Annotated in this window: 22 protein-coding genes and 1 pseudogene; 11 read left to right on the top strand and 12 right to left on the bottom strand. The window is 68.7% G+C overall.

All coding sequences use genetic code 11. From position 1 onward, the window contains the following. The 5 genes from QZM72_RS33835 to QZM72_RS33815 form a co-directional block, all read right to left on the bottom strand. Positions 1-695: AMP-binding protein (locus QZM72_RS33835; protein WP_301740272.1), on the bottom strand; the 695-nt coding region annotated here is incomplete at its 3' end. Positions 696-944: 249 nt separating this feature from the next. Continuing rightward, on the bottom strand, positions 945-2,825 hold the full coding sequence (locus QZM72_RS33830; RefSeq protein ID WP_301740271.1) for a sigma-70 family RNA polymerase sigma factor: 1,881 nt from the start codon (positions 2,823-2,825) through the stop codon (positions 945-947). Continuing rightward, positions 2,809-3,123: a high-potential iron-sulfur protein gene (locus tag QZM72_RS33825; RefSeq protein WP_050012255.1), complete on the bottom strand. Its 315-nt coding sequence runs from the start codon at positions 3,121-3,123 to the stop codon at positions 2,809-2,811. The genes QZM72_RS33830 and QZM72_RS33825 overlap by 17 nt, the downstream gene beginning before the upstream one ends. Positions 3,124-3,226: 103 nt before the next feature. Next, positions 3,227-4,432 (bottom strand): c-type cytochrome, encoded by a 1,206-nt coding sequence (locus QZM72_RS33820; protein ID WP_301740270.1) that lies wholly within the window; start codon positions 4,430-4,432, stop codon positions 3,227-3,229. Between the two features lie 80 nt (positions 4,433-4,512). After that, positions 4,513-6,234 (bottom strand): methanol/ethanol family PQQ-dependent dehydrogenase, encoded by a 1,722-nt coding sequence (locus QZM72_RS33815; RefSeq protein WP_301740269.1) that lies wholly within the window; start codon positions 6,232-6,234, stop codon positions 4,513-4,515. 432 nt (positions 6,235-6,666) lie between these two features. Between QZM72_RS33815 and QZM72_RS33810 the strand changes: the two genes are divergently transcribed. Continuing rightward, a complete protein-coding gene (locus QZM72_RS33810) occupies positions 6,667-8,997 on the top strand; it encodes a TonB-dependent receptor (RefSeq protein WP_301740268.1) in 2,331 nt (776 codons plus the stop codon). A gap of 54 nt (positions 8,998-9,051) precedes the next feature. On the opposite strand, the gene QZM72_RS33805 is transcribed toward QZM72_RS33810, so the two are convergent. Beyond that, on the bottom strand, positions 9,052-10,029 hold the full coding sequence (locus QZM72_RS33805) for an alpha/beta fold hydrolase (protein ID WP_301740274.1): 978 nt from the start codon (positions 10,027-10,029) through the stop codon (positions 9,052-9,054). Between the two features lie 349 nt (positions 10,030-10,378). Here QZM72_RS33805 and QZM72_RS33800 point away from each other — a divergent pair, with 349 nt between their 5' ends. The 7 genes and pseudogenes from QZM72_RS33800 to QZM72_RS33770 all read left to right on the top strand — a co-directional run. Beyond that, positions 10,379-12,418, top strand: a complete 2,040-nt coding sequence (locus QZM72_RS33800; RefSeq protein WP_301740267.1) for a sigma-54-dependent Fis family transcriptional regulator — start codon at positions 10,379-10,381, stop codon at positions 12,416-12,418. A gap of 312 nt (positions 12,419-12,730) precedes the next feature. Beyond that, positions 12,731-12,805, top strand: a complete 75-nt coding sequence (pqqA, locus tag QZM72_RS33795) for a pyrroloquinoline quinone precursor peptide PqqA (protein ID WP_006485436.1) — start codon at positions 12,731-12,733, stop codon at positions 12,803-12,805. 61 nt (positions 12,806-12,866) lie between these two features. Continuing rightward, entirely contained in the window at positions 12,867-13,790 is a 924-nt protein-coding gene (gene pqqB / locus QZM72_RS33790; RefSeq protein ID WP_301740266.1) for a pyrroloquinoline quinone biosynthesis protein PqqB, read from the top strand. A 2-nt stretch (positions 13,791-13,792) separates the two neighbouring features. After that, positions 13,793-14,512 (top strand): pyrroloquinoline-quinone synthase PqqC, encoded by a 720-nt coding sequence (gene pqqC, locus QZM72_RS33785; protein WP_301740265.1) that lies wholly within the window; start codon positions 13,793-13,795, stop codon positions 14,510-14,512. Continuing rightward, positions 14,509-14,790, top strand: coding sequence for a pyrroloquinoline quinone biosynthesis peptide chaperone PqqD (pqqD, locus tag QZM72_RS33780; protein WP_006480620.1), 282 nt, complete (start codon positions 14,509-14,511; stop codon positions 14,788-14,790). The genes pqqC and pqqD overlap by 4 nt, the downstream gene beginning before the upstream one ends. A 1-nt stretch (position 14,791) precedes the next feature. Continuing rightward, positions 14,792-15,931 carry a pyrroloquinoline quinone biosynthesis protein PqqE gene (gene pqqE / locus QZM72_RS33775; RefSeq protein WP_301740264.1) on the top strand — a complete coding sequence of 380 codons (1,140 nt, stop codon included), beginning with the start codon at positions 14,792-14,794 and terminating at the stop codon, positions 15,929-15,931. A gap of 36 nt (positions 15,932-15,967) precedes the next feature. Then, positions 15,968-16,168, top strand: a pseudogene (locus QZM72_RS33770) (TonB family protein); the annotation flags it as partial. A gap of 18 nt (positions 16,169-16,186) precedes the next feature. Here the strand turns inward: QZM72_RS33770 and QZM72_RS33765 are convergent. Beyond that, on the bottom strand, positions 16,187-16,525 hold the full coding sequence (locus QZM72_RS33765) for a helix-turn-helix transcriptional regulator (protein WP_301740263.1): 339 nt from the start codon (positions 16,523-16,525) through the stop codon (positions 16,187-16,189). Positions 16,526-16,603: 78 nt separating this feature from the next. Between QZM72_RS33765 and QZM72_RS33760 the strand changes: the two genes are divergently transcribed. Together QZM72_RS33760 and QZM72_RS33755 are read left to right on the top strand one after the other, a co-directional pair. Beyond that, the gene (locus QZM72_RS33760) at positions 16,604-17,503 is read left to right on the top strand and encodes a hypothetical protein (RefSeq protein WP_301740262.1); all 900 of its coding nucleotides are present in this window, start codon (positions 16,604-16,606) and stop codon (positions 17,501-17,503) included. A gap of 207 nt (positions 17,504-17,710) precedes the next feature. Continuing rightward, complete coding sequence (locus QZM72_RS33755) at positions 17,711-17,941, top strand: hypothetical protein (protein WP_301740261.1); 231 nt, start codon at positions 17,711-17,713, stop codon at positions 17,939-17,941. 156 nt (positions 17,942-18,097) lie between these two features. On the opposite strand, the gene QZM72_RS33750 is transcribed toward QZM72_RS33755, so the two are convergent. From QZM72_RS33750 to QZM72_RS33730, 5 genes are all read right to left on the bottom strand, one after another. Beyond that, the gene (locus QZM72_RS33750) at positions 18,098-18,973 is read right to left on the bottom strand and encodes an alpha/beta hydrolase family protein (protein ID WP_301740273.1); all 876 of its coding nucleotides are present in this window, start codon (positions 18,971-18,973) and stop codon (positions 18,098-18,100) included. A 103-nt stretch (positions 18,974-19,076) separates the two neighbouring features. Next, positions 19,077-19,817: an alpha/beta fold hydrolase gene (locus QZM72_RS33745; RefSeq protein ID WP_089470427.1), complete on the bottom strand. Its 741-nt coding sequence runs from the start codon at positions 19,815-19,817 to the stop codon at positions 19,077-19,079. Further along, positions 19,814-20,620: a DinB family protein gene (locus QZM72_RS33740; RefSeq protein WP_089470426.1), complete on the bottom strand. Its 807-nt coding sequence runs from the start codon at positions 20,618-20,620 to the stop codon at positions 19,814-19,816. The genes QZM72_RS33745 and QZM72_RS33740 overlap by 4 nt, the downstream gene beginning before the upstream one ends. A 149-nt stretch (positions 20,621-20,769) precedes the next feature. Further along, on the bottom strand, positions 20,770-21,159 hold the full coding sequence (locus tag QZM72_RS33735; protein WP_089470425.1) for a YciI family protein: 390 nt from the start codon (positions 21,157-21,159) through the stop codon (positions 20,770-20,772). 160 nt (positions 21,160-21,319) lie between these two features. After that, positions 21,320-23,086: an ATP-binding protein gene (locus QZM72_RS33730; RefSeq protein ID WP_089470424.1), complete on the bottom strand. Its 1,767-nt coding sequence runs from the start codon at positions 23,084-23,086 to the stop codon at positions 21,320-21,322. Between the two features lie 162 nt (positions 23,087-23,248). Between QZM72_RS33730 and QZM72_RS33725 the strand changes: the two genes are divergently transcribed. Further along, positions 23,249-23,479, top strand: a complete 231-nt coding sequence (locus tag QZM72_RS33725; RefSeq protein ID WP_089470423.1) for a hypothetical protein — start codon at positions 23,249-23,251, stop codon at positions 23,477-23,479. Positions 23,480-23,617: the final 138 nt, after the last annotated feature.

The following is a 23,617-nucleotide window of genomic DNA, read 5'->3' as shown; positions in this document are numbered from 1 at the left end:
TTGCCGCCGGTGCGGCGATAGACGATCACGCTCTTGACCGCTTCGCAGCCGCCCAGCGCGATCGCCTCGTCGGCGATGCTCTTGAGCGGCAGCGTCTTGCCGCCGCGGGCCTGCTCGTCGGCGGTGATCAGCGCGACCGCGCCGACGTCGACGAGGCGCTCGTTCAGCGATTTCGCGGAGAACCCGCCGAACACGACCGAGTGCGTCGCGCCGATGCGCGCGCAGGCCTGCATCGCGACGATGCCTTCGATCGACATCGGGATATAGATGACGACGCGATCGCCCTTGCCGATGCCGCGTTTCTTCAGCGCATTGGCGAAGCGCGACACGCGTGCGAGGAGGTCAGCGTAGGTCACGCGGGTGACGGTGCCGTCGTCGGCCTCGAAGATCACCGCGACGCGCTCGCCGTTGCCGGCTTCGACGTGGCGGTCGAGGCAGTTGTACGACGCGTTCAGCTCGCCGTCGTCGAACCACTTGTAGAACGGCGCGTTGCTCTCGTCGAGCACCTGGGTGAACGGCTTGCGCCACGTGAGGCCTTCGCGCGCGAGCCGCGCCCAGAAGCCTTCGTAATCCTGCTCGGCCTCGGCGACGAGCGCGCGATAGGCCGGCATGCCGGAAATGGTCGCCGTCTTCTCGAGCGCCGCAGGCGGCGCGAACTGACGGGTTTCGTGAAGAACCGATTCGATCTTGGACAAGCGTGTCTCCCTGCGTTCGTGTAATTCCTGACGGCGCTTATGAAAATGCAACATGCGTGCCAGTTGCGCGACCGGTGCATGCCTGCAGTGAAATCCGCGGCAGCCGGGCATAGGGCGCCCAATCCGATCGGCGCGGCTGCGTCGTGGTGGCGGGACGATGCCGCGCGGCGTTCAGAAATGCAGCAGATCGTGTTGCAGCCCTGAGCAGTCCGCGTCCGGGCCGGAAGATGGCCGACCGGCACGGCCGCATCAGGCGAGCAGCGAGCGCAGCGCCGGTGCGTGCCTGAATTGCCGGATGCGTTCGAGCGCCGATACCTCGAGCTGACGAACGCGTTCGGCCGACAGGTTCAGTTGCCGGCCGATCTCGCGCAGCGAATACTCGTTGTCGACGTCGATCCCGTATCGCAGGCGAAGAATCCACGCTTCGCGGGCGGGGAGGCAATCGATCAGCGCCGCGACCGCGGTGCGCAACTGGCCGGCGCTCGCGGCTTCTTCCGGCGTCGGTGCGTCGGTGTCGATCGTGACGTCGCACAGCGTGAGGTCGTGATCGGGCGAAACCGGCAGGTCGGCCGAGATCGGTTCGCGCACGATGCCCATCAGCTCGCGCACCTTGTCGACCGGCAGCCGCATCTGCGCCGAAAGCGCCCGCGCGTCGGCGACGTCGCCGGTTCGTTGCCGATGGATGCGCGCGAGCCGCGACAGCTTGTTGAGCGCATCGACCGTATGCGCGGGCACGCGTATCGTGCGGCCCAGGTCGGCGAGCGCATGGGTGATCGCCTGCCGGATCCACCACGTCGCATAGGTCGAGAATTTGAAGCCGCGCCGGTGATCGTAGCGATCGACGGCCTTCATCAGGCCGATATTGCCTTCCTGGATCAGGTCGGAGAACGGCAGGCCGCGATCGGCATAGCGTTTGGCGACCGACACGACGAGCCGAAGGTTGCTCTGGAACAGCTTGGTTCTCGCGGGTTGCATCGCCCGCTCGATACGCGCGCACCGTGCGTCGAGCGCGATCGCGATGTCGAGCGGCAACGGCGACTGAGCGGCGACGCGCGCGAGTGCGCTGCGCGCGTCGATCAGCGTCGGCGCATGGCGGGCGAGGGCGGCGGCGCAGTCGGGGTGTGCGGCGCTGCATGCGTGCAGCCATGCGTATACGTCGTCGCACGGCGTGAAGAGGTCGTGGCGCGCGGATTCCGTACGGATGCCCGAGGCGGCCAGCGTGTCGACGAGCCGCTTTTCGAGCGTGCGCGCCTGGGTCGCGCGCTCGCGGTTCGCCTGCCCGATGCGTTCGATTGCGCGCGACGTGAAGCGGACGGTGCCGGTCGACGCGGCCGCTTCGCGCAGCAGCGCCCGGCAAGCGGCCGACGCGAAGCCGTCCGCGTGCAATGCATGCTGCATGGCCGGCGCCAGCGCACCGGCGCGCTCGAGCGCCTCGACCACCGTATCGCGCCACGCGGCGCCGTCGACGGAAGGGTCCGCCGTATCGTCCGGCGCCGGCGATTCCGTGGCCGGATCGTCGGGCAACACCGTCGGCGCGCCGGCAGGCGATTCGATATCGCCGGTCAGCCCCGTCACGTAAACCGACGCCGCCACCTTTCCGGCACGGATGTCGTCCGCGATCGCGGCGACGGCGGCGAGCGCCGCCGGGTCGCGGCTCAATGCGTCGATGCATGCGGCACGGCCGCTTTCCAGACGAAGCGCGAGCGCGATCTCCTCGTCGCGTTCGAGCAGCGGTGTCGCGCTCATTTCCCGCAGATAGAGCCGGACCGGATCGTTGGTCCGGCCCGCGAGCAAGTCGTCGGTCGCGAGCGGCGTCGACGCGTCGGCGAGCGGCGCCGCGACTTCCGACATCTGCGCAAAATGACGGTCGAGCGTCCACGCGGTGTACTCGCCGGCATGCTCGCGTACGTCGATGCCGAACTCGCGCAGCATCGACGCGGCTGCGTCGACATCCGCGCGTTCGACCGTCTCGTCGGGCAACGCATCGGCGATTTCGCCGTGCGTCACGTATCCGCGGTCGATGCCCAGCGCGATCAGCGCATGCAGATGCACCGCACGTTCGGCATCCGCGCCGCGTCGCGACGCGTCGTCGCGCTCGCGGGCGGGCCCGGCATCAAGCGAGCTTGGCATAGACGTTGCACCAGCCTTCGGCGGCAACCGTCTTGCCCGCGAACATCGGGCACGTGCCGACGGATTCGCCCGCGGCAGCCTTGTAGAAGCGGCAGTTCGAACACGTCTGGCCGGCCTGATACTTCGGGAACTTGCCCGCGTCGACGGTCGTGGCCTTTGCGCGGTAGCCGAGCGTCTTCGCCGTCGCGTCGTTTTCGTCGACCGGCGGGGCGGCCGCGAATGCGCGCGTGCCGGCCGCGAGCGCGGCGCACAGGCCGGCGGCCTGCACGATGAAGGTTCTGCGATGGCGGGAGATCATGGTGTCGTCCTGAACGAAATGAAAGGAAAGGAAAAAGCGGGGCCCGCACGCCGGGCGGGCTGCCCGGCGCGGCGGTCGACCGAAACGGAAGCGGGCGGGAAAGTTACTTGCGCGGCCCGGCGATGAGCGGCGCCTTCGACGCGTTGGCGATCTCGGCGGTCAGCTTGGCCTGCGACGCGTCGTAGCCGTTCGAGTACAGCAGGAACGCCATCAGGTCCTCGTATTCCTGTGCGGTCATCTTGCCGGGGCGGTCGGCCGGCATGTTGCTCGACATGTACAGGAAGATGCCGCCGACCGTGATGTGCGACTTGCCCTCGGGCGCGAACGATTCCCCGCTCAGCGCGGGCGCGGTATTGCCCTCGAGCTGGTCGCCGTGGCATTTCGCGCACGCATCGCCGTAGAGCTTCTTGCCGTGTTGCACCTGCGCCTGGTCGAACGACGGGACGCCGCTGCCTTCGCTCGTCGAAACCTTGACGAAGCCGCTCTTCGCCGGCCGCTGCGCGGATGCGATCGCGCCGTCGAGAAACCGGCCGGGCACGTGCGTGGCGGCGGCTTGCGCGATGTCGTCGGGAAGCGTCCAGCCGCGCGTGAGCGACGCGAGACGGCCGTTGCCGCTCATCCGCGACAGCGTGGCGTCGATGCGCTTTTGCAGCGCGTCCTTGCCGGGCCCGAATGCGAACGACAGTTGCCAGTCGGAGTACGGCGAGGCAGTCGCCGCCACCTTGAACCGCTGTTTCGGATGGGCACGCTCGTAGGCGACGACGCTCGGATACCAGACGATCGCGCGTTGCGCGCGCCCCGCGGCGAGTGCGCCGATCGTTTTCTCGCTCGTGTTCTCGAGGTCGAAGCGCGCGTTCGTCTGCTGCGCGGCGATCAGTTGCGACGGGCTGCCGTACGTGGCAGCGATCGTTTCCTTGGCGCCGGACGGCGCTTGCGCATCGGGCAGCGACACGCTGACGTAGCCGGAGCGCAGATAGCCCTGCGAGAACGACATCTTCGATCCCGACGCATCGGCGATCGCCGAACGCGGGAAGCCGGCGATCACGTCGCAGTCGCGTTCGAGCGATTTCGTCAGCTCGCTGGCGGAGATGCCGTCGTCGTCGCCGTTGTCGTCGACGCCGCGTGCGTTGAAGGTCGCGGCGATGCCCGCGGTGCGGAACACTTCGCGCGCAACGGCGCGGTCGAGCGCGGTGGTCGGGCTGCCGGGCAGCGTGCAGACGCGCACGCCGGCCGACGCGGCTGCCGGTGTCAGCGCCACGCCCACGGCGAGCAGACTGGCGACGGTAACGGAAGTGAGGCGAGTATTCATGGTGGTGTGTCCGGTTGAAGCGGGTGGGGCGTCGCGCCCGCATCGGGCGCATGCGGGCGCGACTCGGGCGTGGCGCCGGTTCAGTTCAGCGCGAACACGTAGAGCGTGCCGCCGCGCGGAACGTCCTTCGCGATGTCCGCCATCGGGCCGCCCCAGATCGGGTTCGCGCCGCCATAGCCGGCGAGCACGGCGACATACTCCTTGCCGTCGACCTCGTACACCGACGGCTGCGAAATGATGCCGCTCGCCAGTTGCGGGCTTTCCCACAGCACCTTGCCGGTCGCCGTATCGAACGCGTACAGGTGGCCGTCGAGCGAGCCGCTGAACGCGAGGCCGCTCGCCGTGGTCGCGACGCCGCCGTTCCACGGCTTCTTCGACCAGTGGCTCCACAGCTTCTTGCCGGTGTTCACGTCGATGGCCATCAGTTCGCCGTAGCCTTCGCTGCCCGGTTCGGGCTTGATCTCGAAGCCTTCGCCGAGATACGGCAGCCCTTCCATGTAGCTGACCGACTTGCCGGTCAGGCTCATGCACGCATGCAGCGCGGGCACGACCGCGATGTTGCGTTCCTGGTCGTACGAGATCGACCACCAGTTCTTGCCGCCGAGGAAGCTCGGGCACGTTTCGATCGTCGTGCCGGCCTTCGGGAACTTCGATGCGTCCTGGATCGGCTTGCCGTCTTCCGTGTAGCCGGTGACCGACAACGCCTTCACGAACGGCGTCGCGTAGATCAGCTTGCCGGTCGTGCGGTCGATCGCGTGGAAGAAGCCGTTGCGGTCCGCGTGAATGATCGCGTCGTAGTCCTTGCCCTTGTACTTGATGTCCGCGAGGACGGCCGCGTTCACGCCGTCGTAGTCCCACGTGTCGTTGTTCGTGTACTGGTAGTGCCACTTCAGGTTGCCGCTCTTCGCATCGAGCGCGAGCAGCGAGTCGGAATACAGGTTGTCGCCGGGGCGTAGCGCCGCGAGCCACGGGCCGGGGTTGCCGACGCCCCAGTACAGCGTGCGCGATGCGGCGTCGTACGTGCCGGTGAGCCACGCGGCGCCGCCGCCGTGGCTTTGCATGCCGTCGGGCCAGGTTTCCGCGCCCTTTTCGCCGGCGGCCGGGATCGTGTAGCGTTTCCAGACCTGCGAGCCGTCCTCCGGATTCAGCGCGGCGATGTAGCCGCGAATCCCGTATTCGCCGCCGGACGTGCCGACGACGATCGCGCCGTCGATCGCGAGCGGCGCGAGCGAGAACGCGTAGCCGAGGCCCGGCTCGAACATCTGCTTCTTCCACACGAGATTGCCGCTCTGCGCGTCGAGCGCCGCGATTTCGCCGTTCAGCATCGCGATGTAGACGTTCTTGCCGTACAGCGCGACGCCGCGGTTGACCACGTCGCAGCACGCGGTCTTGAACGAGGCCGCGCCGAGCTTCGGCTCGTATTTCCACAGCTGCTTGCCGGTCTTCGCATCGAATGCGTAGACGTTGTCCTTCGGCGTCGTCACGAACAGGTAGTTGCCATTGACGATCGGCGTCGCCTCGAAGCCCTGCTTCAGGTCGGCGGGGAACTTGTACGCCCACACCTGCTTGAGATCCTTCGCGTTCGACGTGTCGATCTGCTTGAGCGGCGAATGCGAGCGGCCGTCGTAGGTGCGGTAGTAGGTCAGCCAGCCCGGATCGCCGTGCGCATCGGTCAGGCGCTGGTAGGTCACGGCCGGGTAGTCCGCGGCCGCTTCGACGAGGCCGGGGTTCAGCGCGACGGCGGCTGCCACCGCGATGCCGATCGTCGCCAGCCGGCTCGCTGAAGCCGAGAGTTTCTTCATGGTTGTCTCCTGAGTCATTGTGGTCGCACCGCCGCGACCGATTCGTCGCGCCGGCACGGTTGGGGTTCCGGGCCGAGTGCACTGCCCGTCACGCAAGTCGCATGCCATCGCGGCGGGAAGCCGGTATGACGCGGCACACCGCCGCATCGCGTGCGATGGGCCGATCGGCGGCGCGCACCGTGGCGTGCACGCAGGTGTTGCATTCAGGTACACCGTCGCGCGCGAAGTGTTGCCAAACATGACAGGTGGCGCAGTCCGCTGAACAGCGGGCCGTCGGTCGCCCGCATGCCTTCACAAGGCGAGGTGCGGCACAGCGCGCACCGCTTGCGCTCGCGGCGCTGGCACGGTTCTCGCACGCGGACTTCGCGACAACAATCAGCGCCGCGCGGTGCATCGCACGGGCCGGCGGAATACAAGTGCGGAGACAACGGAATGATCAGGAGACCAAAGGCAGCCGCGCGCGACGGCACGACGCGGGGCGGCCGGCGTGCGCGATGCATCGGTACGACCGTCGGCGCGCTGGCGCTGTTCGGCCTGCCAGCCGGCGGTGTGCGCGCGCAGCAGCCGGCCGACGGCGGCACGATTGCGCCGCCCGAGCCGGCCATCGTGCTGCCCGCGGTCGTCGTCGTCGGCACGACGCCGCTGCTCGGGATCGGCACGCCGTTGTCGGAGGTGCCGGCGAACGTGCAGACGGTGCGTGCGGCGGAGCTCGACGCGCAGCACCGCGCGACGCTCGCCGATTTCTTCGCGGCGAACCTGCAGAGCGTGACGATCTCGGATGCGCAGGGCAACCCGTACCAGACGGACGTCAACTATCGCGGCTTCACCGCGTCGCCGCTGCTCGGCACGCCGCAGGGGTTGTCGGTGTTCGTCGACGGCGTGCGCGTGAACGAGCCGTTCGGGGACGTCGTGAACTGGGACATCCTGCCCACGCAGGCGATCGACCGCGTGCAGCTGATTCCGGGCTCCAACCCGGTGTACGGGCTCAACACGCTCGGCGGTGCGCTCGCGGTCACGACGAAGAACGGCAGGTCGAGCCCGGGCGGCGAAGCGGAGGTGTCGGGCGGTGCGTGGGGCCGCAAGACCGCGAGCATCGAGCAGGGCGGCACGATCGGCCCGAACCTCGACTATTACGCGACCGCGAACGTCGCGAACGACGGCGGCTGGGCCGACCATAACGCGAGCCGCGTGCGGCAGGCGTTCGGCAAGCTGCGCTACACCGATGCGGACACGACGCTGTCGATCGCCGCAGGCGGCGCGGACAACACGCTCTCCGGCACCCAGACGATCCCGCGCTCGTTCCTCGACAACCGGAAGCAGGCGTATACGTATCCGGACCGGAACCGCAACAGCGCCGGCTACCTGACGCTGTCGGGCGAGCGCTTTTTCGGCGAGAACGTCGAGTTGAGCGGCAATGCGTACTACCGGCACCTGCGCAACGCCAACACGAGCAGCAACAACAATACGGATTACGGATCGGTGGACGACGACGGCACGGTCGACACGGTGCAGGGCAGCAACGCGCAATCGACGATCGTCACCGACAGCTACGGCGGCAGCGTGCAGCTCACGCTGCTCGGCAAGCTCGGCGGGATGGCGAACCGGCTGGTCGCGGGCGTCTCGGCCGATGTCGCGAACTCGAGCTACGTTGCATCATCGCAGGACGCATCGTTCACCGATGCGCGCGCGGCGATCGGCATCGGCGATTTCGTCCGGCAGACCAGCGCGAAGACGCGCAACGCGAACGTCGGCCTGTACCTGAGCGACGCGCTGTCGCTGACGCCGCACTGGACGCTGACGCTGTCAGGCCGCTACGACTGGTCGAAAGCGCGGATCGGCGACGAGAGCGGCGTGCAGCCGCTGCTCGACGGCAACCACGTGTTCTCGCGCTTCAATCCCGCGGTCGGGCTCAACTGGAACCCGGTCCCGGGTTTCACCGCGTATGCGGCCTACAACGAAGGCATGCGTTCGCCGACCGCGATCGAGCTCGCGTGTGCGGACCCGGCCGCGCCGTGTTCGCTGCCGAACGACTTCATCGCCGACCCGGCGCTCAAGCCCGTGATCTCGAAGACGTTCGAAGCCGGCGTGCGCGGCCGCATCGGCGCCGCGACGACCTGGAGCGCCGCCGCCTATCGCACGACGCTGACCGACGACATCCAGTTCATCAGCAGCCCGGCCAGCGCGCAGGGCTACTTCCGCAACGTCGGCGAGACGCGGCGGCAGGGGATCGAGCTTGCCGGCCGCACGCGGTTCGGCCCGCTCGGTGTCGGGCTGTCGTACAGCTACGTCGATGCGACCTACCGATCGTCGTGGATCGAACACAGCCCGGCGAATTCAGCGGCCGACGCGAACGGCAACGTGACGGTCAAGCCGGGCGACCGCATCCCCGGCATTCCCGCGCATACGGTGAAGCTGCGGCTCGACTATGCGGCGACGCCCGCATGGGACATCGGCGCGAACGTCGTGTGGCGCAGCGGCGTGTATGCGCGCGGCGACGAGAACAACGGCGACGTGAACGGCAGGATCGCGGGCTACGTGCTGGTCGATCTGGACATGCGTTACCGGATCACGAAGCGGTTCGAGGTGTTCGCGAGCGTGACGAACCTGTTCGACACGCGCTACGCGAGCTTCGGCGCGCTCGGCCAGAATTTCTTCAACGGGCCGAACCATACGTTCGACGGCGCCAATCCGGTGAACGAGCAGTTCGTCGGGCCGGGCGCGCCGCGCGGCGCGTGGGTCGGCGTGCGCTATGCGTGGGATTGAGCGTGAGGCGGCCGCGTGCGCGGTCCCGTCGTGACACGACCGGGCGCGGGGCCGTCACGTGAACGGCACCGTCGCGAACATCGCATTCGCCGCGCGGGCGACGCTGCGCGCCAATGCCGGGTCGCTTGCCAGATGCCCGGCCTTCACGCGTTCGATTTTCGCGTCGGGCACGGCCCGCGCGAGGCGCTCGACGTTGCCGACCGGACAAACGGGATCGTGCATCCCGTGCGCGGCGAACAGCGGCACGTGGGCCTGTGCGGCCCGTCGCGCGAGCGCGAGCACGCGCCGCTCGCCGAGCCAGCAATCGTGTTGCAGGTAGTGCGCCTGGATCCGGTATTTGTCGATCAGCCGGCCGACGGTCTTCTCGGACCGGATCGCGCGCATGGGCGCGCGGCGTGTGCGTGCCGACCCGAGGATCGCGTTTTCATACGCGTGCCACGCGAGCGCGATTGCGCGCTGCCGGGCCGTGCTCGCGCCGGGGCGCAGCCCGACAGCGCAGCGCGACAGCAGCCGATCCGGCCGGCCGCCGCCTGCTGCCGCATGCAGGCGCCGCCATTCGCGCGGCGCACACGTGCGGGACGTCATGAAGAGTGCGCGGACTTCGCGTGGCGAGCTCAGGAACAGGCCGCGCAGCACGACGCCCGTCACCCGCTCCGGATGGGTGCCCGCATACGCGAGCGCGAGCGCGGCGCCCCACGATCCGCCGACGACGCCCCAGCGTGCGATGCCGAGCTGCTCGCGCACCGCCTCGAGATCCGCGATCAGCCGCGCGGTGTCGTTGTGACGCGTGCCGCCGCGCGGTGTCGACGCGCCCGCGCCGCGCTGGTCGACGAGCACGACGCGCACGCGGGCGAGATCGAACAACCGCAGGATGCCGGCCTGGCTGCCGCTGCCGGGACCGCCGTGCAGCACGACGACCGGATGGCCTTGCGCGGCGCCGGCCACGGCGAACGCGATCGATTGCGCGTCGCGATGCAGGCGCCGGCGAACGGGCGCGCGCGGCGACGCCGGTGGGCCGGGCAAGCCCCGCATGGCGAGCGGCGGCGTGGATCGAATCGGGCGATGCGTCATGTCGACAGGGTTCGGGCGGAATCGGAAGGCAACCGTCATGCGGCCGGGCAGGCCGGGCAGGTTCTGCGATAAAGCCAGAAACGCGCCAGCCGCGAGGATCCGGATTCGCACGGGTAGTCACGCGCCGCGAATTCGCGGTATCACGAAGGCCTGCCCGTTGCGCACGCGGCACGACACGCCCGGCCGCGCCCGGACGATTCATTACATCGTCCTTTCAACTTTATTGCGCCTCGCCGGCGTGGCCCGATGCTTGCTTGCAATGACGGCAAAGAGTCCGGCAGTTGACCGGAAGGATCCCCCGGAGGAGACAATGCGCGATGACGTAGAGCAGGCGGCCGGGTCACGGGCCGCGCATCCCGCTGGCTGGCCCGCGCCGTCGATCCAGAAGGCCCACGAGCGCTCGGAGACGTTCGGCCTGCAGGTATCGGCACGACCCGACTACGACGTGCTGTCGAACGCGGCGCTCGTGCTCAAGCGCGAGCAGAGCCGGGTGCTGTGCGTGCACGCGATGCCGGTGATGGAGACGCTGCACGAGCAGATCGTCAACACGCAGAGCATGATCGTGCTGACCGATGCGGAAGGGCTGATCCTGCATTCGATCGGCGACGACGATTTCCTGCGCCGCGCGGAGAAGGTCGCGCTGCGCCCGGGCGCGAACTGGGCGGAGAACCGGCAGGGCACCAACGCGATCGGCACGGCGCTGGCCGAGCTGTGCCCGATGGTCGTCCACGGCGACCAGCACTTCCTGGCCGCGAACCGCTTCCTGACCTGTTCGAGCGTGCCGATCCTCGATCCGTACGGCGACGCGATCGGCGTGCTCGACGTGACGGGCGACCACCGCAGCTATCACCAGCACACGATGGCGCTCGCGAAGATGTCGGTGCAGATGATCGAGAATCACCTGTTTACGACGACCTTTCAGGAAACGCTGCAGGTGTCGTTCCATGGCCGCCCCGAGTTCCTCGGCACGCTGATGGAGGGGATCGTCGCGTTCACCGCCGACGGGCGCTTCCTGTCGGCCAATCGCAGCGCGCAGTTCCAGCTCGGCATGCCGCTCGCCGCGCTGCGCGCGCACACGCTGTCGTCGCTGTTCGACGTCACCAGCGCGCAGTTGATCGACCGCATGCGCGCGAGCACCGACCGGCACCTGATGCTCAATCTCGGCAACGGCGCGGTGGTCTGCGCGCGCGTGCACTTCCGCCGCGCGACGCTCGCCGAAGGCAGCCGGCCGACGGACGTTCACGACGCCGGCGCGCCGGCCGCGCGCCCGAACGCGGTGCCCGCGCCGGCGACGGGCGCGTCGGCGGGCCTGTCGCGGCTCAACTATCTCGACACCGGCGATGCGCAGGTCGCGTGCGTGATCGCGAAGGTGCGCAAGGTGATCGGCAAGGACATCCCGATCCTGATCACCGGCGAGACCGGCACCGGCAAGGAACTGCTCGCGCAGGCGATCCACAACGACTCGCCGCGCCGCGACGCGCCGTTCGTCGCGGTCAACTGCGCGTCGATCCCGGAGACGCTGATCGAGTCCGAGCTGTTCGGCTACGAGGAGGGCGCGTTCACCGGCGCGCGTCGCAAGGGGGCGATCGGCAAGCTGCTGCAGGCGAACGGCGGCACGCTGTTTCTCGACGAGATCGGCGACATGCCGTATCCGCTGCAGGTGCGGCTGCTGCGCGTGCTGCAGGAGCGCCTCGTGAACCCGCTCGGGTCGACGAAGACGATCGCGGTGGACATCGCGATCATCTGCGCGACGCACCGCGACTTGCGCGAGATGATCGCGCAGAACCGTTTCCGCGAGGATCTCTACTACCGGCTGAACGGCCTCGTGGTGCGCCTGCCGCCGTTGCGCGACCGCACGGATCTCGCGGTCGTCGTGCAGAAGATGCTGCAACGCGAGGCGTTCGCGGGGCCGGGCCGCCCGCCCTTGTCCGTCGCGCCGGACGTGATGGAGCTGTTCGTGCGCTGCACGTGGCCCGGCAATTTCCGCCAGCTCGGCAACCTGCTGCGCACGGCGGCGGCCATGGTCGACGACGATGGCGAGATCCGGCGCGAGCATCTGCCCGACGACTTCTTCGACGACCTGCGGCGCGCAGACGTGCAGGACGTGCACGCGGGCCAGGCCGCGCCCAATCTGCCGGCCGCGGCGAGCGCCGGGCCCGCCGTCATGGACGCGGTGCTGCCCGCCGACGCGCGCCTGCAGGACGTCGCCGCGTCCGCGATCGCCGCCGCGCTGGCGCGTCACGGCGGCAACGTGTCCGCGGCGGCGCGCGCGCTCGGCGTCTCGCGCAACACCATCTACCGGAAGATGCCGGCCGCCGACGCCGGGCGTCAACCGTCCGACGAAAGCTGACGCGCCCGCCGCGCTGCGCGCGACCTGTCACAGCCGGTGTGTCAACTTGCAACACCGGTGTTCAACGATTCAACACCTGTGACCACTCGCGGACATCGTTCCGCCGGGGCGGCGGAGCGCATTCGCACGAATCGCGTCGGCTATTTGTAAGGATTGCGCCGCGATGCCCGGACGAGAGCCATCTGCCGCTGCCGGGCCGCCGAAATGCGGCTTCGGCACGCTCCTTGCTGAATAGAAGCCGACCGCTCGATTGCCGCGGTCGTTCGACTCACCCAGCAACGCATCCATCATCAACTCGACAGGAGACACACCATGCAGTGGACGACACCGTCTTACACCGACCTGCGCTTCGGCTTCGAAATCACGATGTACATCGCCAACCGCTGATCGCCGTGCGTGCCGCCCGTTTCGCCGTGATCGGCGCGGGCGGCCTCGGGAGCTGACGCCCATGAAGATCAAGATACTCGGCTCGGGAGCCGGCGGCGGGCTGCCGCAATGGAACTGCAATTGCGCGAACTGCCGCCGCGCGCGCAGCGGAAGCGGCCACGTGCTGCCGCGCACGCAGTCGTCGATCGCGGTCAGCGACGACGGCGTCGACTGGGTCCTCGTCAACGCGTCGCCCGACATCCTTTCCCAGTTGCGCGCGGATCCGGATCTGCAACCGGCGCGCGCGATTCGCGACAGCGGCATCGCCGCCGTCGTGCTGTGCGACGCGCAGATCGATCACGTGACGGGCCTGCTGATGCTGCGCGAGCGCTCGACGCCGCTGCCGCTCTACGCGAGCGCGCCGGTGCTCGACGACCTGTCGACCGGCTTGCCGCTCGTGCCGCTGCTCGGCCATTACTGCGGCGTCGCCGCCCACACGATCGTGCCGGGCGAGCCGTTCGCGGTGCCGGCGGCGAGCGGAATCCGTTTTACCGCGCTCGCCGTCGACAGCAAGCCGCCGCCTTATTCGCCGCGACGCGCGTCGGCCGCGCCCGGCGACAACATCGCGCTGTCGATCGAAGACGTCGCGAGCGGGCGGCGCGCGTTCTATGCGCCGGGGCTCGCGTCGGTCACCGACGACGTGCGCGCGGCCATGGACGGCGCCGATCTCGTGCTGGTGGACGGCACGTTCTGGACCGGCACCGAGATGATCGATCTCGGCCTGTCGGGCAAGCACGCGGCCGACATGGGGCATCTCGCGCAGTGCGCGGAATCCGGGCGGCCCGGCATGATCGACTGGCTCGACACGCTGCCCGCGCGAACGCGCAAGGTGCTCACGCACATCAACAACACGAACCCGATTCTCGATCCGCATTCCGTCGAGCACGCGCACCTGCGCGCGCACGGCATCGACGTCGCGCACGACGGCATGCAATTCCAGGTCTGACGATGAACGCACCGATCCCCGCTACGGCGTTGCACGCGACGCCCTGGACCGCGACCGAATTCGAGGCGCGCCTGCGTGCGCTCGAGTCGCGCTATCACATCCATCATCCGTTCAACCGGCGGCTCAACAGCGGCGCCTGTTCGCCCACGCAGATCCGCGGCTGGGTCGCGAATCGCTTCTATTACCAGATCTGCATCCCGCTCAAGGATGCGGCGATCCTGTCGAACTGCCCCGATCGCGAGACGCGGCGCCGCTGGATCCAGCGGCTGATCGACCACGACGGGCAGGGCGACAACGAAGGCGGTATCGAGGCATGGGTGCGGCTCGGCGAGGCATGCGGTCTGACGCGCGACGCGCTGTGGTCGCTCGAGCACGTGCTGCCCGGCGTGCGCTTCGCGGTCGATGCGTACGTGAACTTCGCGCGGCGCGCGCCGTGGCAGGAAGCCGTGTGCTCGTCGCTGACCGAGATGTTCGCGCCGCAGATCCATCTCGACCGGCTCGCGGGCTGGCCGTCGCATTACCCGTGGATCGAGCCGGCCGGGCTCCATTACTTCCGCAGCCGCGTGCCGCTCGCGCAGCGCGACGTCGAACACGGGCTCGCGGTCACGCTGCAGCATTTCACGACACCGGACGCGCAGCAGCGCGCGCTCGGCATTCTGCAATTCAAGCTCGACATCCTGTGGTCGATGCTCGACGCCGTTGAAAAGGCCTACCCCGTATGAACGCGATCGAAGCCGCCAGCGGCGTGCCGCTGCGCCCCTGCCTCAGGGGCATGTACCGCCTGCAATGGGAGGCGGCCCAGGATGCGTACGTGCTCCTCTATCCGGAGGGCATGGTCAAGCTCAACCCGAGCGCCGGCGAGATTCTCGCGCGCTGCGACGGCACGCGCGAACTGGACGACATCATCGGCGAGCTCGAACGCCTGTTCATGCAATCGGATCTCGCGACCGACGTCTACCGTTTCCTCGATCATGCGCGACTGCGCGGCTGGCTGGACTGACATGACGCCCGACATGCTCCGTCCGTCCGCGCCGCTGTGGCTGCTCGCGGAACTCACGTACCGCTGCCCGCTGCACTGCGCGTTCTGCTACAACCCGGTCGACTTCGCGACGCACGGCGCGGAACTCGACACCGACGCGTGGCGCACGGTCATCACCGATGCGCGCGCGCTCGGCGCCGCGCAGATCGGCTTCTCGGGCGGAGAGCCGCTGCAGCGTGGCGACCTCGAGACGCTCGTCGCGCATGCGCGCGGGCTCGGCTTCTATACGAACCTGATCACGTCGGGCATCGGGCTGAACGTCGCGCGCATCGAGCGGCTCAAGGCCGCCGGGCTCGACCACATCCAGTTGTCGCTGCAGGATTCGACGCGCGAGCTGAACGATTTCCTGACCAGCACGCGCACGTTCGAACTGAAGCGCGACGTTGCACGGCTGATCAAGGCGCACGGCTACCCGATGGTGCTCAACTGCGTGCTGCATCGCTACAACCTGCCGCACGTCGGGCAGATCATCGAGATGGCGCTCGATCTCGGCGCCGATTACCTGGAGCTGGCGAACACGCAGTACTACGGCTGGGCGATGCTCAATCGCGACCAGTTGATGCCGACCGTCGAGCAGGTGCGCGCGGCCGAGGAAACGGTCAACCGCTATCGCAAGCTGATCGGCGAGCGCTGCAAGATCCTGTTCGTCGTGCCCGACTATTTCGAGCGCCGCCCGAAGGCGTGCATGAACGGCTGGGGCTCGGTGTTCCTCGGCGTCGCACCGGACGGCACCGCGCTGCCGTGCCATGCCGCGCGCTCGCTGCCGGGGCTCGCGCTGCCGAACGTGCGCGACCGGTCGCTGCGGGAAATCTGGTACGACAGCGATGCGTTCAACGCGTTTCGCGGCGACGACTGGATGCGCGAGCCGTGTCGCACGTGCGACGAACGGCATGTGGATCACGGCGGTTGCCGCTGCCAGGCCTACCTGCTGGCCGGCGATCCGAAGGAGGCCGATCCGGTGTGCGCGAAGTCCGCCCATCACGGGCAGGTCGAACAGGCCGTGCAGTTCGCGCGACGGCGCGCGCCGAACGATGAACAGCCGCTGGTTTTCCGCAGCAAGGAGAATTCGCTCGCGCAATGCGGCGCGGCGTGCGACGCTTGACGGGCGCGCCGCCAGGGCGACGGCACGGGTGAGCACGGCGCCGCACGCGTCGAACTGGAGACCGATGCGGCCGGCCAGGCGGTCGCCGCGCGTGTCGTGACCGGCGGCGGCTATCCGCGCCTCGATGCCGCGGCGCGCGACGCGGTGCTGGCGAGCCGCTGCGCTGCGCATGGGGAAAACGGCGCGCCGTCGCCGACGCGGGCGCGCGTGCCGATCACGTTCAATCTCGATGAATGACCGGGTACGTCGCCGCGATTACCCGTCATCCGCCTTCGCCTGCAAACCCTTCAGCCCCTGAATCACGACCAGCAGCGCGCGCCCGTGCTCGTCCGAGCCGTCCCACGCGTCGACGATCGCGTCGCGCAGCAGGTCGTTGTACCGGCGGCGCGACGGCTCCGTATCGACACCATAGAAACTGCATAGCTTGCTGAATGGCGCGCTGCGGCGCAGCCGGCGCCCGTTCGACAGCCGAAGGCGCGACACGGTGGGCTGGCTGACCCCGGAAAGTCGCGCGATTTCGCTGGACGAGCGTGTATCTGCCATCAAGCGGCGCAACAGGTCTTGAACGGGAAAATCCTGGTCCGGGGCTTCCATGCGATGCATTATACCTATACAGTTACGGATGTTGAATGGGCTTGCTGTCGGCAGCGAGGCTGTATCCCGAGAAAGTTGATGACACTGAAACACCTCCCTCCCACGTTCTGCTGGACCAAGATCGGCGCCGAGTCCGGCGAGGAACTGCCGACCGTTGTGCTTCGCAAGGAATGGGAGCGCCGGCTCGGCGGCGGGCGTTTTCTGTGGGGCATCAACCAGCCGCTCGGCAGCAGCGCGCAAGTCGCCGCGCATCGCACGGGCTCGCTGCTCGCGCTGTTCTCGCCGGTCGCGTCGCGTCCGCGCGCGGGCGAGCGCAAGGACGCGCTGTTGTGGAACGCGTGGGTCGACGCAAGCGGGCAGGTGCGGCCGTTGCCGCCGCATACGTTCATCGCCAGCCGCTCGACGCTGCCGTCGGGCCGGCGTCGCGAACAGCACTACGCGCTCGTGTGCGCATCGTCCACCGCGCTGACGGTCGGCACGCAGTTGCGCGTGTTTCCCGACCATCTTCGCAGCGTGAGCACGGGCAGGCCGCTGGGCGCCGCCCAGGGCGCGGCCGTGGTCGACTGCATCGGGCGTGCGAAGGAGCAGACGGGAAAGAGCTATCCGCTCGCGCTGTCGGTCGAGCTCGAGGCGCCGTATTTCGTGCGGCTCGCGCAGCCGTGCGTGCTGAAGGCGCGCGATCTCGCGGAAGTGAACAAGGCCACGCGCGCGGGCGATTTCGATCGCTTCGTCGAGCTGGTCGCGCGCTTGCGCGGCCGTTCGCCGACGGACGCCGTGCGCGGCGTCACGCGCGATCTGTTCGACGTGCCGCCGCTCGAAACGGCGGCCGCGTACGTGGCGCCCACGCACGTCGCGCGCATGCGCAACCGGCCGGCGGCCGAGCATCCGCGCGATCTCACCGGCGATCTGTTCGACCTGTCGCCGGGCGAGGCAGCCGCGTTCGCGGGGCTCGCGCATCCGCGCATCGGGCGCGCGTGACGCCGGGCGCGAAGCCGTTCGCGCAAGAATTTGTTGCAATCTCGCCGTAGCGGATCGGCGGGCGCGGAGGGACAATCGGCACGAAGCGCGCGGCGCGGCGGCCGATGCGTCGACACGCGACGGGTCGTGGTTCACGCCGCCGACATGCGCACCACGCACACTGAGCGTCGGCGTGCTTCACACTGCAATCCCGAGGGAGGAGTGTCGATGTCGACCCACATCTGTTCGTCGGAAGCACAGGCCGCACAACGCTTCGTCGAAGCGACGCGCAACGTCGATCAGGCGTTTCGCGCGGTACGCCGCGAAGGCGACGACGACGGCTCGTCGGCCGAATACGCACGCGCGATGTCGCGTCTCGATCGCGCGCTCGACGAGCTGGCGCGTGCGCAGGAATTCTTCGATCGCGTCGTCGGCGCGGACGCCACGCACGGCAACTGACGGTTTCGTCGTTTCTCTTTCTCGCGCGTCGGGCGACGCGCGTTCATCTTTTGGCCGAGCGCGCTGCCCGGCCGCTCTTTCATCCCGTTTCGATTGTCGACGCGAGGCCTTGCAGCCTTCGACCGGATCGCCGCTGCAAAAAGGGCCGACCGTGCATCAGCCCGCGCGCGTCATCCCCGGCGCAGGCGGCGCGGCACGGTACGCGTAGCCGCGATGCTGGAACGACGTCGCGAAGAACCGCATCTGGTAGCGGATCGCATTCGCCCAGTAATCCCACGTATGGCCGCCCGGCCGCTCCGCATAGTCGTGCGGCACGCCGAGCGCGACGAGCCGTTCGTGCAGCGTGCGGTTCGAGTCGACGAATGCGTCGTCGCGGCCGCAATCGATCGTCAGGTCGAGATGCGCGCGCACGAACGCCCGCGCGTTTTCGACGATCACGTTGCGGTTCCAAAACGACGGATGGCGATCGGGATCGCCGAATATGTGGGTGATCCCCGGCTCGTCCGTGCAGCAGCGCGGATCGACCGCGCCGCTGATGCTGCCGACCGCGCCGAACGTGTCGGGCCGGTCGAGCGCGATGCGCAGCGCGCCGAAGCCGCCCATGCTGAGCCCGGTGATCGCGCGCGCATGCTGGGCCGCGATCGTACGGAAATGCAGGTCGACATAGGACACGACTTCATCGCCGACGAAGGTTTCGTAGCGGCTGCCCGAATCGAACGGGCTGTCGATGTACCAGCTTTCATGTCCGCCGTCGGGCATCACGAGGATCACGCGATAGCGGTCGGCCAGCGCGGCGATGTGCGTGTTCGAGGTCCAGTCGGTATGGTCGCCGCCCGAGCCGTGCAGCAGATAGACGACGGGGTAGCGCTCGCCGTGGTTGTCGCGCGCGTAATCGTCGGGCAGCACGATGGTGGCCTTCAGCGTTTCGCTCATCGCGGCGCTCGGAATCGCGACGACCCGCGCATGAAATGCGAACGCAGGGCTCGTGACGGCGAGCAGCAGTAGCAGCCAGAAAGTACGTGCCAGGTTCATCGATCCTTGCATGTGTCGTTCCAGTCCGGGGCAGGGAAAACCCTGTTCCGACGACTTTAGCAATCGCGCCTTTCAACCATATTTCGGCGAACCCTACGGGTTGTCAGGCGGACGGCTCGCATACGATGCGCGCGACGGCGGCGTGAAACGCATCGGGCCGCTCGGTCGCGATCAGGTGCCCGCAGCCGGCGATCGTGTCGAAACCGGCGCAGCGGGCGAGCGCGAAGGCCGGCACGTGCCAGCCCGCGCGTGAGCGTTCGCCGGCGATCAACCAGACGGGATGGCGCTCGAACACCTGCGCGAGCGCCGGCAGGTAGCCCGCATCGCCGGTCGTCTCGACCACCGAGCGGCCCATCGCGCGCAGCGTCGATGCCGGCTGATGCGCGAGCCAGCGGCGTGCGTCGTCGAGCTGGCCCGGCGACGGGTGGTCGATCGCGCCGCGCAGCCAGTCGAGCGGAGCCACGCGCAGGCCGTCGAGCATCGCGTCGGCTTCGCCGGGCGTCATGCGGCCGACCGATGCCGACCAGAATGCATCGTCGAGCGTGAAGTTGCCTTCGACGTTGACGATGCGCCGCACGCGTTCGGGGTGCGCATGGGCGAACAGCATCGCGATCGCGCCGCCGACTGAATGGCCGACCACGTCGACCGGTTGCTCGCCGAAGTGCGTATCGACGGTTTGCCGCACGTGCTCGACCTGCGCGGCAAGCGAGATCGCATCGGGCGGCGTGGCGCGATGCGCGCCGTAGCCGAGCAGGTCGGGGCGCAGATGCGGGCCGTTCCATCCGCGCACGTCGAACGTGCCGATGAAACCGTGAATGAAGACGACGGGCGTGGTCGCGATCATGCGACCGCCGCTGAAGGCAGGGGCGGCAATTCGAGTTCGGCGAGCAGTTCGTCGAGTTCGAGCAGGTGGGTGCGATCATGGTCGAGCAGTTCGCGCACGAGGTCGTCGAGCGACATGCGGCGGATGCCGTCGCGCAGCCCGCAGCGTGCGAGTTGCGCCGGCTCCAGTGCGGCCGCGGTCGCGCACAGCGCGGCGCGGCCGCGGGCGAACGCCGCGACGGCGAGGTCGAGCGGCTGCGCGAGATAGTCGCGTTGCGCGGCGAGCGCGGTGCCGTCGACGGATTCGATCACGGGAAGCTCGGCCGTGCGCACGGCGTCGATACGCGCGGCGAATACCGCATCGAGATCGCGCAGGTGGCACGCATGTTCGACGAGCGAGAAGCCGGTGCCGGCCGGGCGGTGCGTGGCCAGTGCGGCCGGGACGTGCGCGGCGTAAGCGGCGAGCCGCGCGGGCATGCGCGCCAGCGCGGCGACGACGTCGGCGAACGGCAGCCGGTGCGGAAATGCACTGAACACCGCGCCATAGCTGAACAGCGTACCGCCGAGCCGACCGCGCGCCTGCACGACTTCGTGGCCGCAGCGGCGCATGACGTCGGCGACCATCGCGCCGCAAAACTGGCGGGCCGTCGTGTCGGCTTCGACTTCGGGGAATGTGCGCGCGATTTCATCCTGGATCGCGCCAACCGCCGCGACGCCGACGCGCGACAGTGCGGCGAACTCGAGATAGCGCTCGGGCTGTTCGATAAGCGCTTCGAGCTGGGCGCCGAGCGGGGTCGAGCGGAAACGGTCGAAACGGGAATGCATGACGGGCTCCGCCAAGTAACGTTTCAAAACGATACGTTATTGGGTGGAGCCTCGTCAACCGGCGCGTTGGGGCGCGCGCCAAGCCTGCTCGCGCCGGCCGCCTCGCGGTCAGGATGCCCGCGGCGGGCCGACCGCCGGCAGCGGGGCGCTTACAGCTTCCGCAGCCCGGGCGTGAAGGCGGGACTGAAATCCTCGGCCTCGAGCAGCGGGCGAATCTCGATGTCGGAGTCGCCGGGCATCGGGTTTGGGCAGCGCTTCACCCATTCGACGGCTTCTTCGATCGATTTCACCCGCCACAGCCAGTAGCCGGCGACGAGTTCCTTCGTTTCGGCGAACGGACCGTCGACGACGGTGCGGTTCTTGCCGGAAAAGTGCACGCGCTTTCCGCGGCTGCTCGGGTGCAGCCCATCGGCGGCGAGCAGGATGCCGGCCTTCATCAACTCCTCGTTGAAGCGGCCCATTTCGGCCATGCATTCGGTGTCGGGCATCCGGCCGGATTCGGAATCGGCGGTGGCCTTGACGATGACCATGACGCGCATTGTCGTCTCTCCTTGAACGGGAAAAGGGCGTTTGCCGGCAGTACGACGGCAAAACGAACGGTTACGACAACACGACGCGCGACGGCGACGCGAATCGACATCGCGGGTAAAAAAATTCAGTGGTGATCGACATGACGAAGGGCGCCGTAGCGGCAACGCGTCATGCCGCGTCGGCATGCGCGTCGAGCACGCTGCGGATCCGGGCGGCGAGTTCGTCGCGCCGGTACGGCTTGCCGAGCAGCATCACGCCGGGATCGAGCCGCCCCGCATGGAAGATTTCGTCGCGTGTATAGCCGGACGTGAACAGCACCGGCAACGGCGGCTTGCGCAGCGCGGCGCGGCGCCCGAGCTCGCCGCCCTTCACGCGGCCCGGCATGATCACGTCGGTAAACAGCAGATCGATCGGCGTCTCGCTGTCGAGCACGCGCAGCGCGGCTTCGCCGTCGGACGCCGTGATGACCTTGTAGCCGAGCTGCGCGAGCATGTCGACCACCGTCAGCCGGACATCCGCATCGTCCTCGACGACGAGGATGGTTTCTCGGCCGCGCACCGCGTCGTGCTGCGGCGTGCGTGCGGGCTCATCGGCCGCCTCGTGGCAGCGCGGAAACGTGAGGCGCACGGTCGTGCCCGCGCCGGGCGTGCTGTCGATCGACACATGGCCGCCGCTCTGCTTGACGAAGCCGAACACCATGCTGAGCCCGAGCCCCGTGCCTTCGCCGTCCGGCTTGGTCGTGAAGAACGGTTCGAAGACGCGCTCGAGCACGTCGGCCGTCATGCCGGCGCCCGTGTCGGCGATCTCGAACGTCACGTATTCGCCGGGCGGCATCGGTGCGCGGCCCGTGCCGGCCGCATGGCCGGGCTGCGTGCTGTTGTACGCGGCGATCGTCAGCGTGCCTTCGCCGCGCATCGCATCGCGCGCATTGATCGCGAGATTCAGCAGCGCGTTTTCGAGCTGGTGCCGGTCGGCGAGCACGTTGCCGACGTCGGGCGACAGCACGGGGACGATCCGCACCGTTTCGCCGAGCGCGCGGTGCAGCATCTCGTTCATGCCGTCGATCAGCCGGCACGGGTTCAGCGTCGTCGGCGCGAGCGGCTGGCGTCGCGCGAACGCGAGCAGGTGCGACGCCAGTTGCGCGCCGCGCCGCACGGCATTGTTCGCGTTTTCGATCCGCGGCTGCGCGCTTGCATGCGCGCCGAGTTCGACGGAGAGAATCTGCAGGTTGCCGCTGATCACCTGCAGCACGTTGTTGAAGTCGTGCGCGATGCCGCCGGTCAGGTTGCCGATCGCCTCCATCTTCTGCGCGTGACGCAACTGTTCCTCGACCGCCGCGCGCTCGGCGATCGCATCGGTCACGCGCTGTTCGAGCGTTTCGTTCAGGTCGCGCAGTTCGGCATTGGAGGCCTGCAGCGCCGCTTCCGCGCGATCGCGATGGCGCGTGGCGAGCACGCGTTCGGTGGTTTCGACGACGACGGCGAGCACGCCGCCCGGCGCGCCGTCGTCGTCGGGCAGCGGGCTGTAGTGCAGATCCATCCAGACATCCTCGGGGCGGCCGCTGCGCAGCAGCACGAGGGCCTTGTCGCGATAGGACAGCGTGCCGCCGGCGAGGCAGGTGTTCATCACGTTGCGGTTGAAATCGGCGACTTCGGGCCAGCCGAGTTCGACCGGCTGACCGAGCAGATACGGATGGCGGCCGCCGGCGAACCCGGCATATGCGTCGTTGTAGATCATGTAGCCGGGGCGGCCCCACAGCATCACCAGCGGCAGCGGCGACGCGAGCACGGTGCGGACGGCAGCGACGAGGCTGGCCGACCAGCCGTCGATCGCGCCGAGCCCGGTGGCCGACCAGTCGAATGCGGCAATGCGCCGGGCCATGTCGCCCTGCCAGCCGGGGCAAGTGTGATGCCGCGCGAACAATTCGACATGCATGGAAGCGCTCCGATGAGGACATGCGGCCGCGGGAGGCGCGGCAGGTCGCGTAAGCGGGGATTTTAGAGCAGATCGATACGCGCGGCGGCGTGCGGCCGCTGTCACGGAGCGCGTCGGCAAAACTGGTATGCTGATCCGCATCCTGTCTACGCGGAGGGCGCCATGGCTGCTAAGGAAGTCTCGAAGAAGAAGTACCTGAAAATCCTGAACAAACGCCTGCGCGCGGAGCCGGAGGCTCCGGCCGGCGCGTCGTTCGTGTTTTTCCCGCTGGGTGCGAAGGCGAAGCATGCGACGGGCGTCGTGTCCGGCGACGCGCGCAGCAAGCGCGAACTGGCCGTGATGGCCGCGGTCCAGCGCAAGGCGGCCGAAGAGTTCGTCGTCGCCGACGCCTGACGCCCCGGCTGCGTCGCGACCGAATGATCGCCACCGCGGCCGACGCAGCGGTGGCTTTGCAGTGAGCGTGTGCACCGGCGAGCACGCTGTCGTGCGTGATCGCCGGGCCGTGCATCGGCAGCAGGATGTCGAGATCGA

The sequence above is a fragment of the Burkholderia sp. AU45388 genome, assembly GCF_030481585.1.
In the GTDB taxonomy this organism is placed as follows: domain Bacteria; phylum Pseudomonadota; class Gammaproteobacteria; order Burkholderiales; family Burkholderiaceae; genus Burkholderia; species Burkholderia sola.
The sequence above is the reverse complement of the archived record's forward strand: the minus strand, read 5'-3'. Positions and strand labels throughout refer to the sequence as shown.

Coding starts and splice junctions, on each gene's coding strand:
- pqqD (WP_006480620.1), top strand. CDS start 14,509: ATGAACGCGATCGAAGCCGCCAGCGGCGTGCCGCTGCGCCCCTGCCTC.
- QZM72_RS33815 (WP_301740269.1), bottom strand. CDS start 6,234: ATGAAGAAACTCTCGGCTTCAGCGAGCCGGCTGGCGACGATCGGCATC.
- pqqE (WP_301740264.1), top strand. CDS start 14,792: ATGACGCCCGACATGCTCCGTCCGTCCGCGCCGCTGTGGCTGCTCGCG.
- QZM72_RS33730 (WP_089470424.1), bottom strand. CDS start 23,086: ATGCATGTCGAATTGTTCGCGCGGCATCACACTTGCCCCGGCTGGCAG.
- QZM72_RS33765 (WP_301740263.1), bottom strand. CDS start 16,525: ATGGAAGCCCCGGACCAGGATTTTCCCGTTCAAGACCTGTTGCGCCGC.
- QZM72_RS33750 (WP_301740273.1), bottom strand. CDS start 18,973: ATGAACCTGGCACGTACTTTCTGGCTGCTACTGCTGCTCGCCGTCACG.
- QZM72_RS33810 (WP_301740268.1), top strand. CDS start 6,667: ATGATCAGGAGACCAAAGGCAGCCGCGCGCGACGGCACGACGCGGGGC.
- QZM72_RS33755 (WP_301740261.1), top strand. CDS start 17,711: ATGTCGACCCACATCTGTTCGTCGGAAGCACAGGCCGCACAACGCTTC.
- pqqB (WP_301740266.1), top strand. CDS start 12,867: ATGAAGATCAAGATACTCGGCTCGGGAGCCGGCGGCGGGCTGCCGCAA.
- QZM72_RS33805 (WP_301740274.1), bottom strand. CDS start 10,029: ATGCGGGGCTTGCCCGGCCCACCGGCGTCGCCGCGCGCGCCCGTTCGC.
- QZM72_RS33760 (WP_301740262.1), top strand. CDS start 16,604: ATGACACTGAAACACCTCCCTCCCACGTTCTGCTGGACCAAGATCGGC.
- QZM72_RS33735 (WP_089470425.1), bottom strand. CDS start 21,159: ATGCGCGTCATGGTCATCGTCAAGGCCACCGCCGATTCCGAATCCGGC.
- QZM72_RS33725 (WP_089470423.1), top strand. CDS start 23,249: ATGGCTGCTAAGGAAGTCTCGAAGAAGAAGTACCTGAAAATCCTGAAC.
- QZM72_RS33745 (WP_089470427.1), bottom strand. CDS start 19,817: ATGATCGCGACCACGCCCGTCGTCTTCATTCACGGTTTCATCGGCACG.
- QZM72_RS33825 (WP_050012255.1), bottom strand. CDS start 3,123: ATGATCTCCCGCCATCGCAGAACCTTCATCGTGCAGGCCGCCGGCCTG.
- QZM72_RS33820 (WP_301740270.1), bottom strand. CDS start 4,432: ATGAATACTCGCCTCACTTCCGTTACCGTCGCCAGTCTGCTCGCCGTG.
- QZM72_RS33800 (WP_301740267.1), top strand. CDS start 10,379: ATGCGCGATGACGTAGAGCAGGCGGCCGGGTCACGGGCCGCGCATCCC.
- pqqC (WP_301740265.1), top strand. CDS start 13,793: ATGAACGCACCGATCCCCGCTACGGCGTTGCACGCGACGCCCTGGACC.
- QZM72_RS33830 (WP_301740271.1), bottom strand. CDS start 2,825: ATGCCAAGCTCGCTTGATGCCGGGCCCGCCCGCGAGCGCGACGACGCG.
- QZM72_RS33740 (WP_089470426.1), bottom strand. CDS start 20,620: ATGCATTCCCGTTTCGACCGTTTCCGCTCGACCCCGCTCGGCGCCCAG.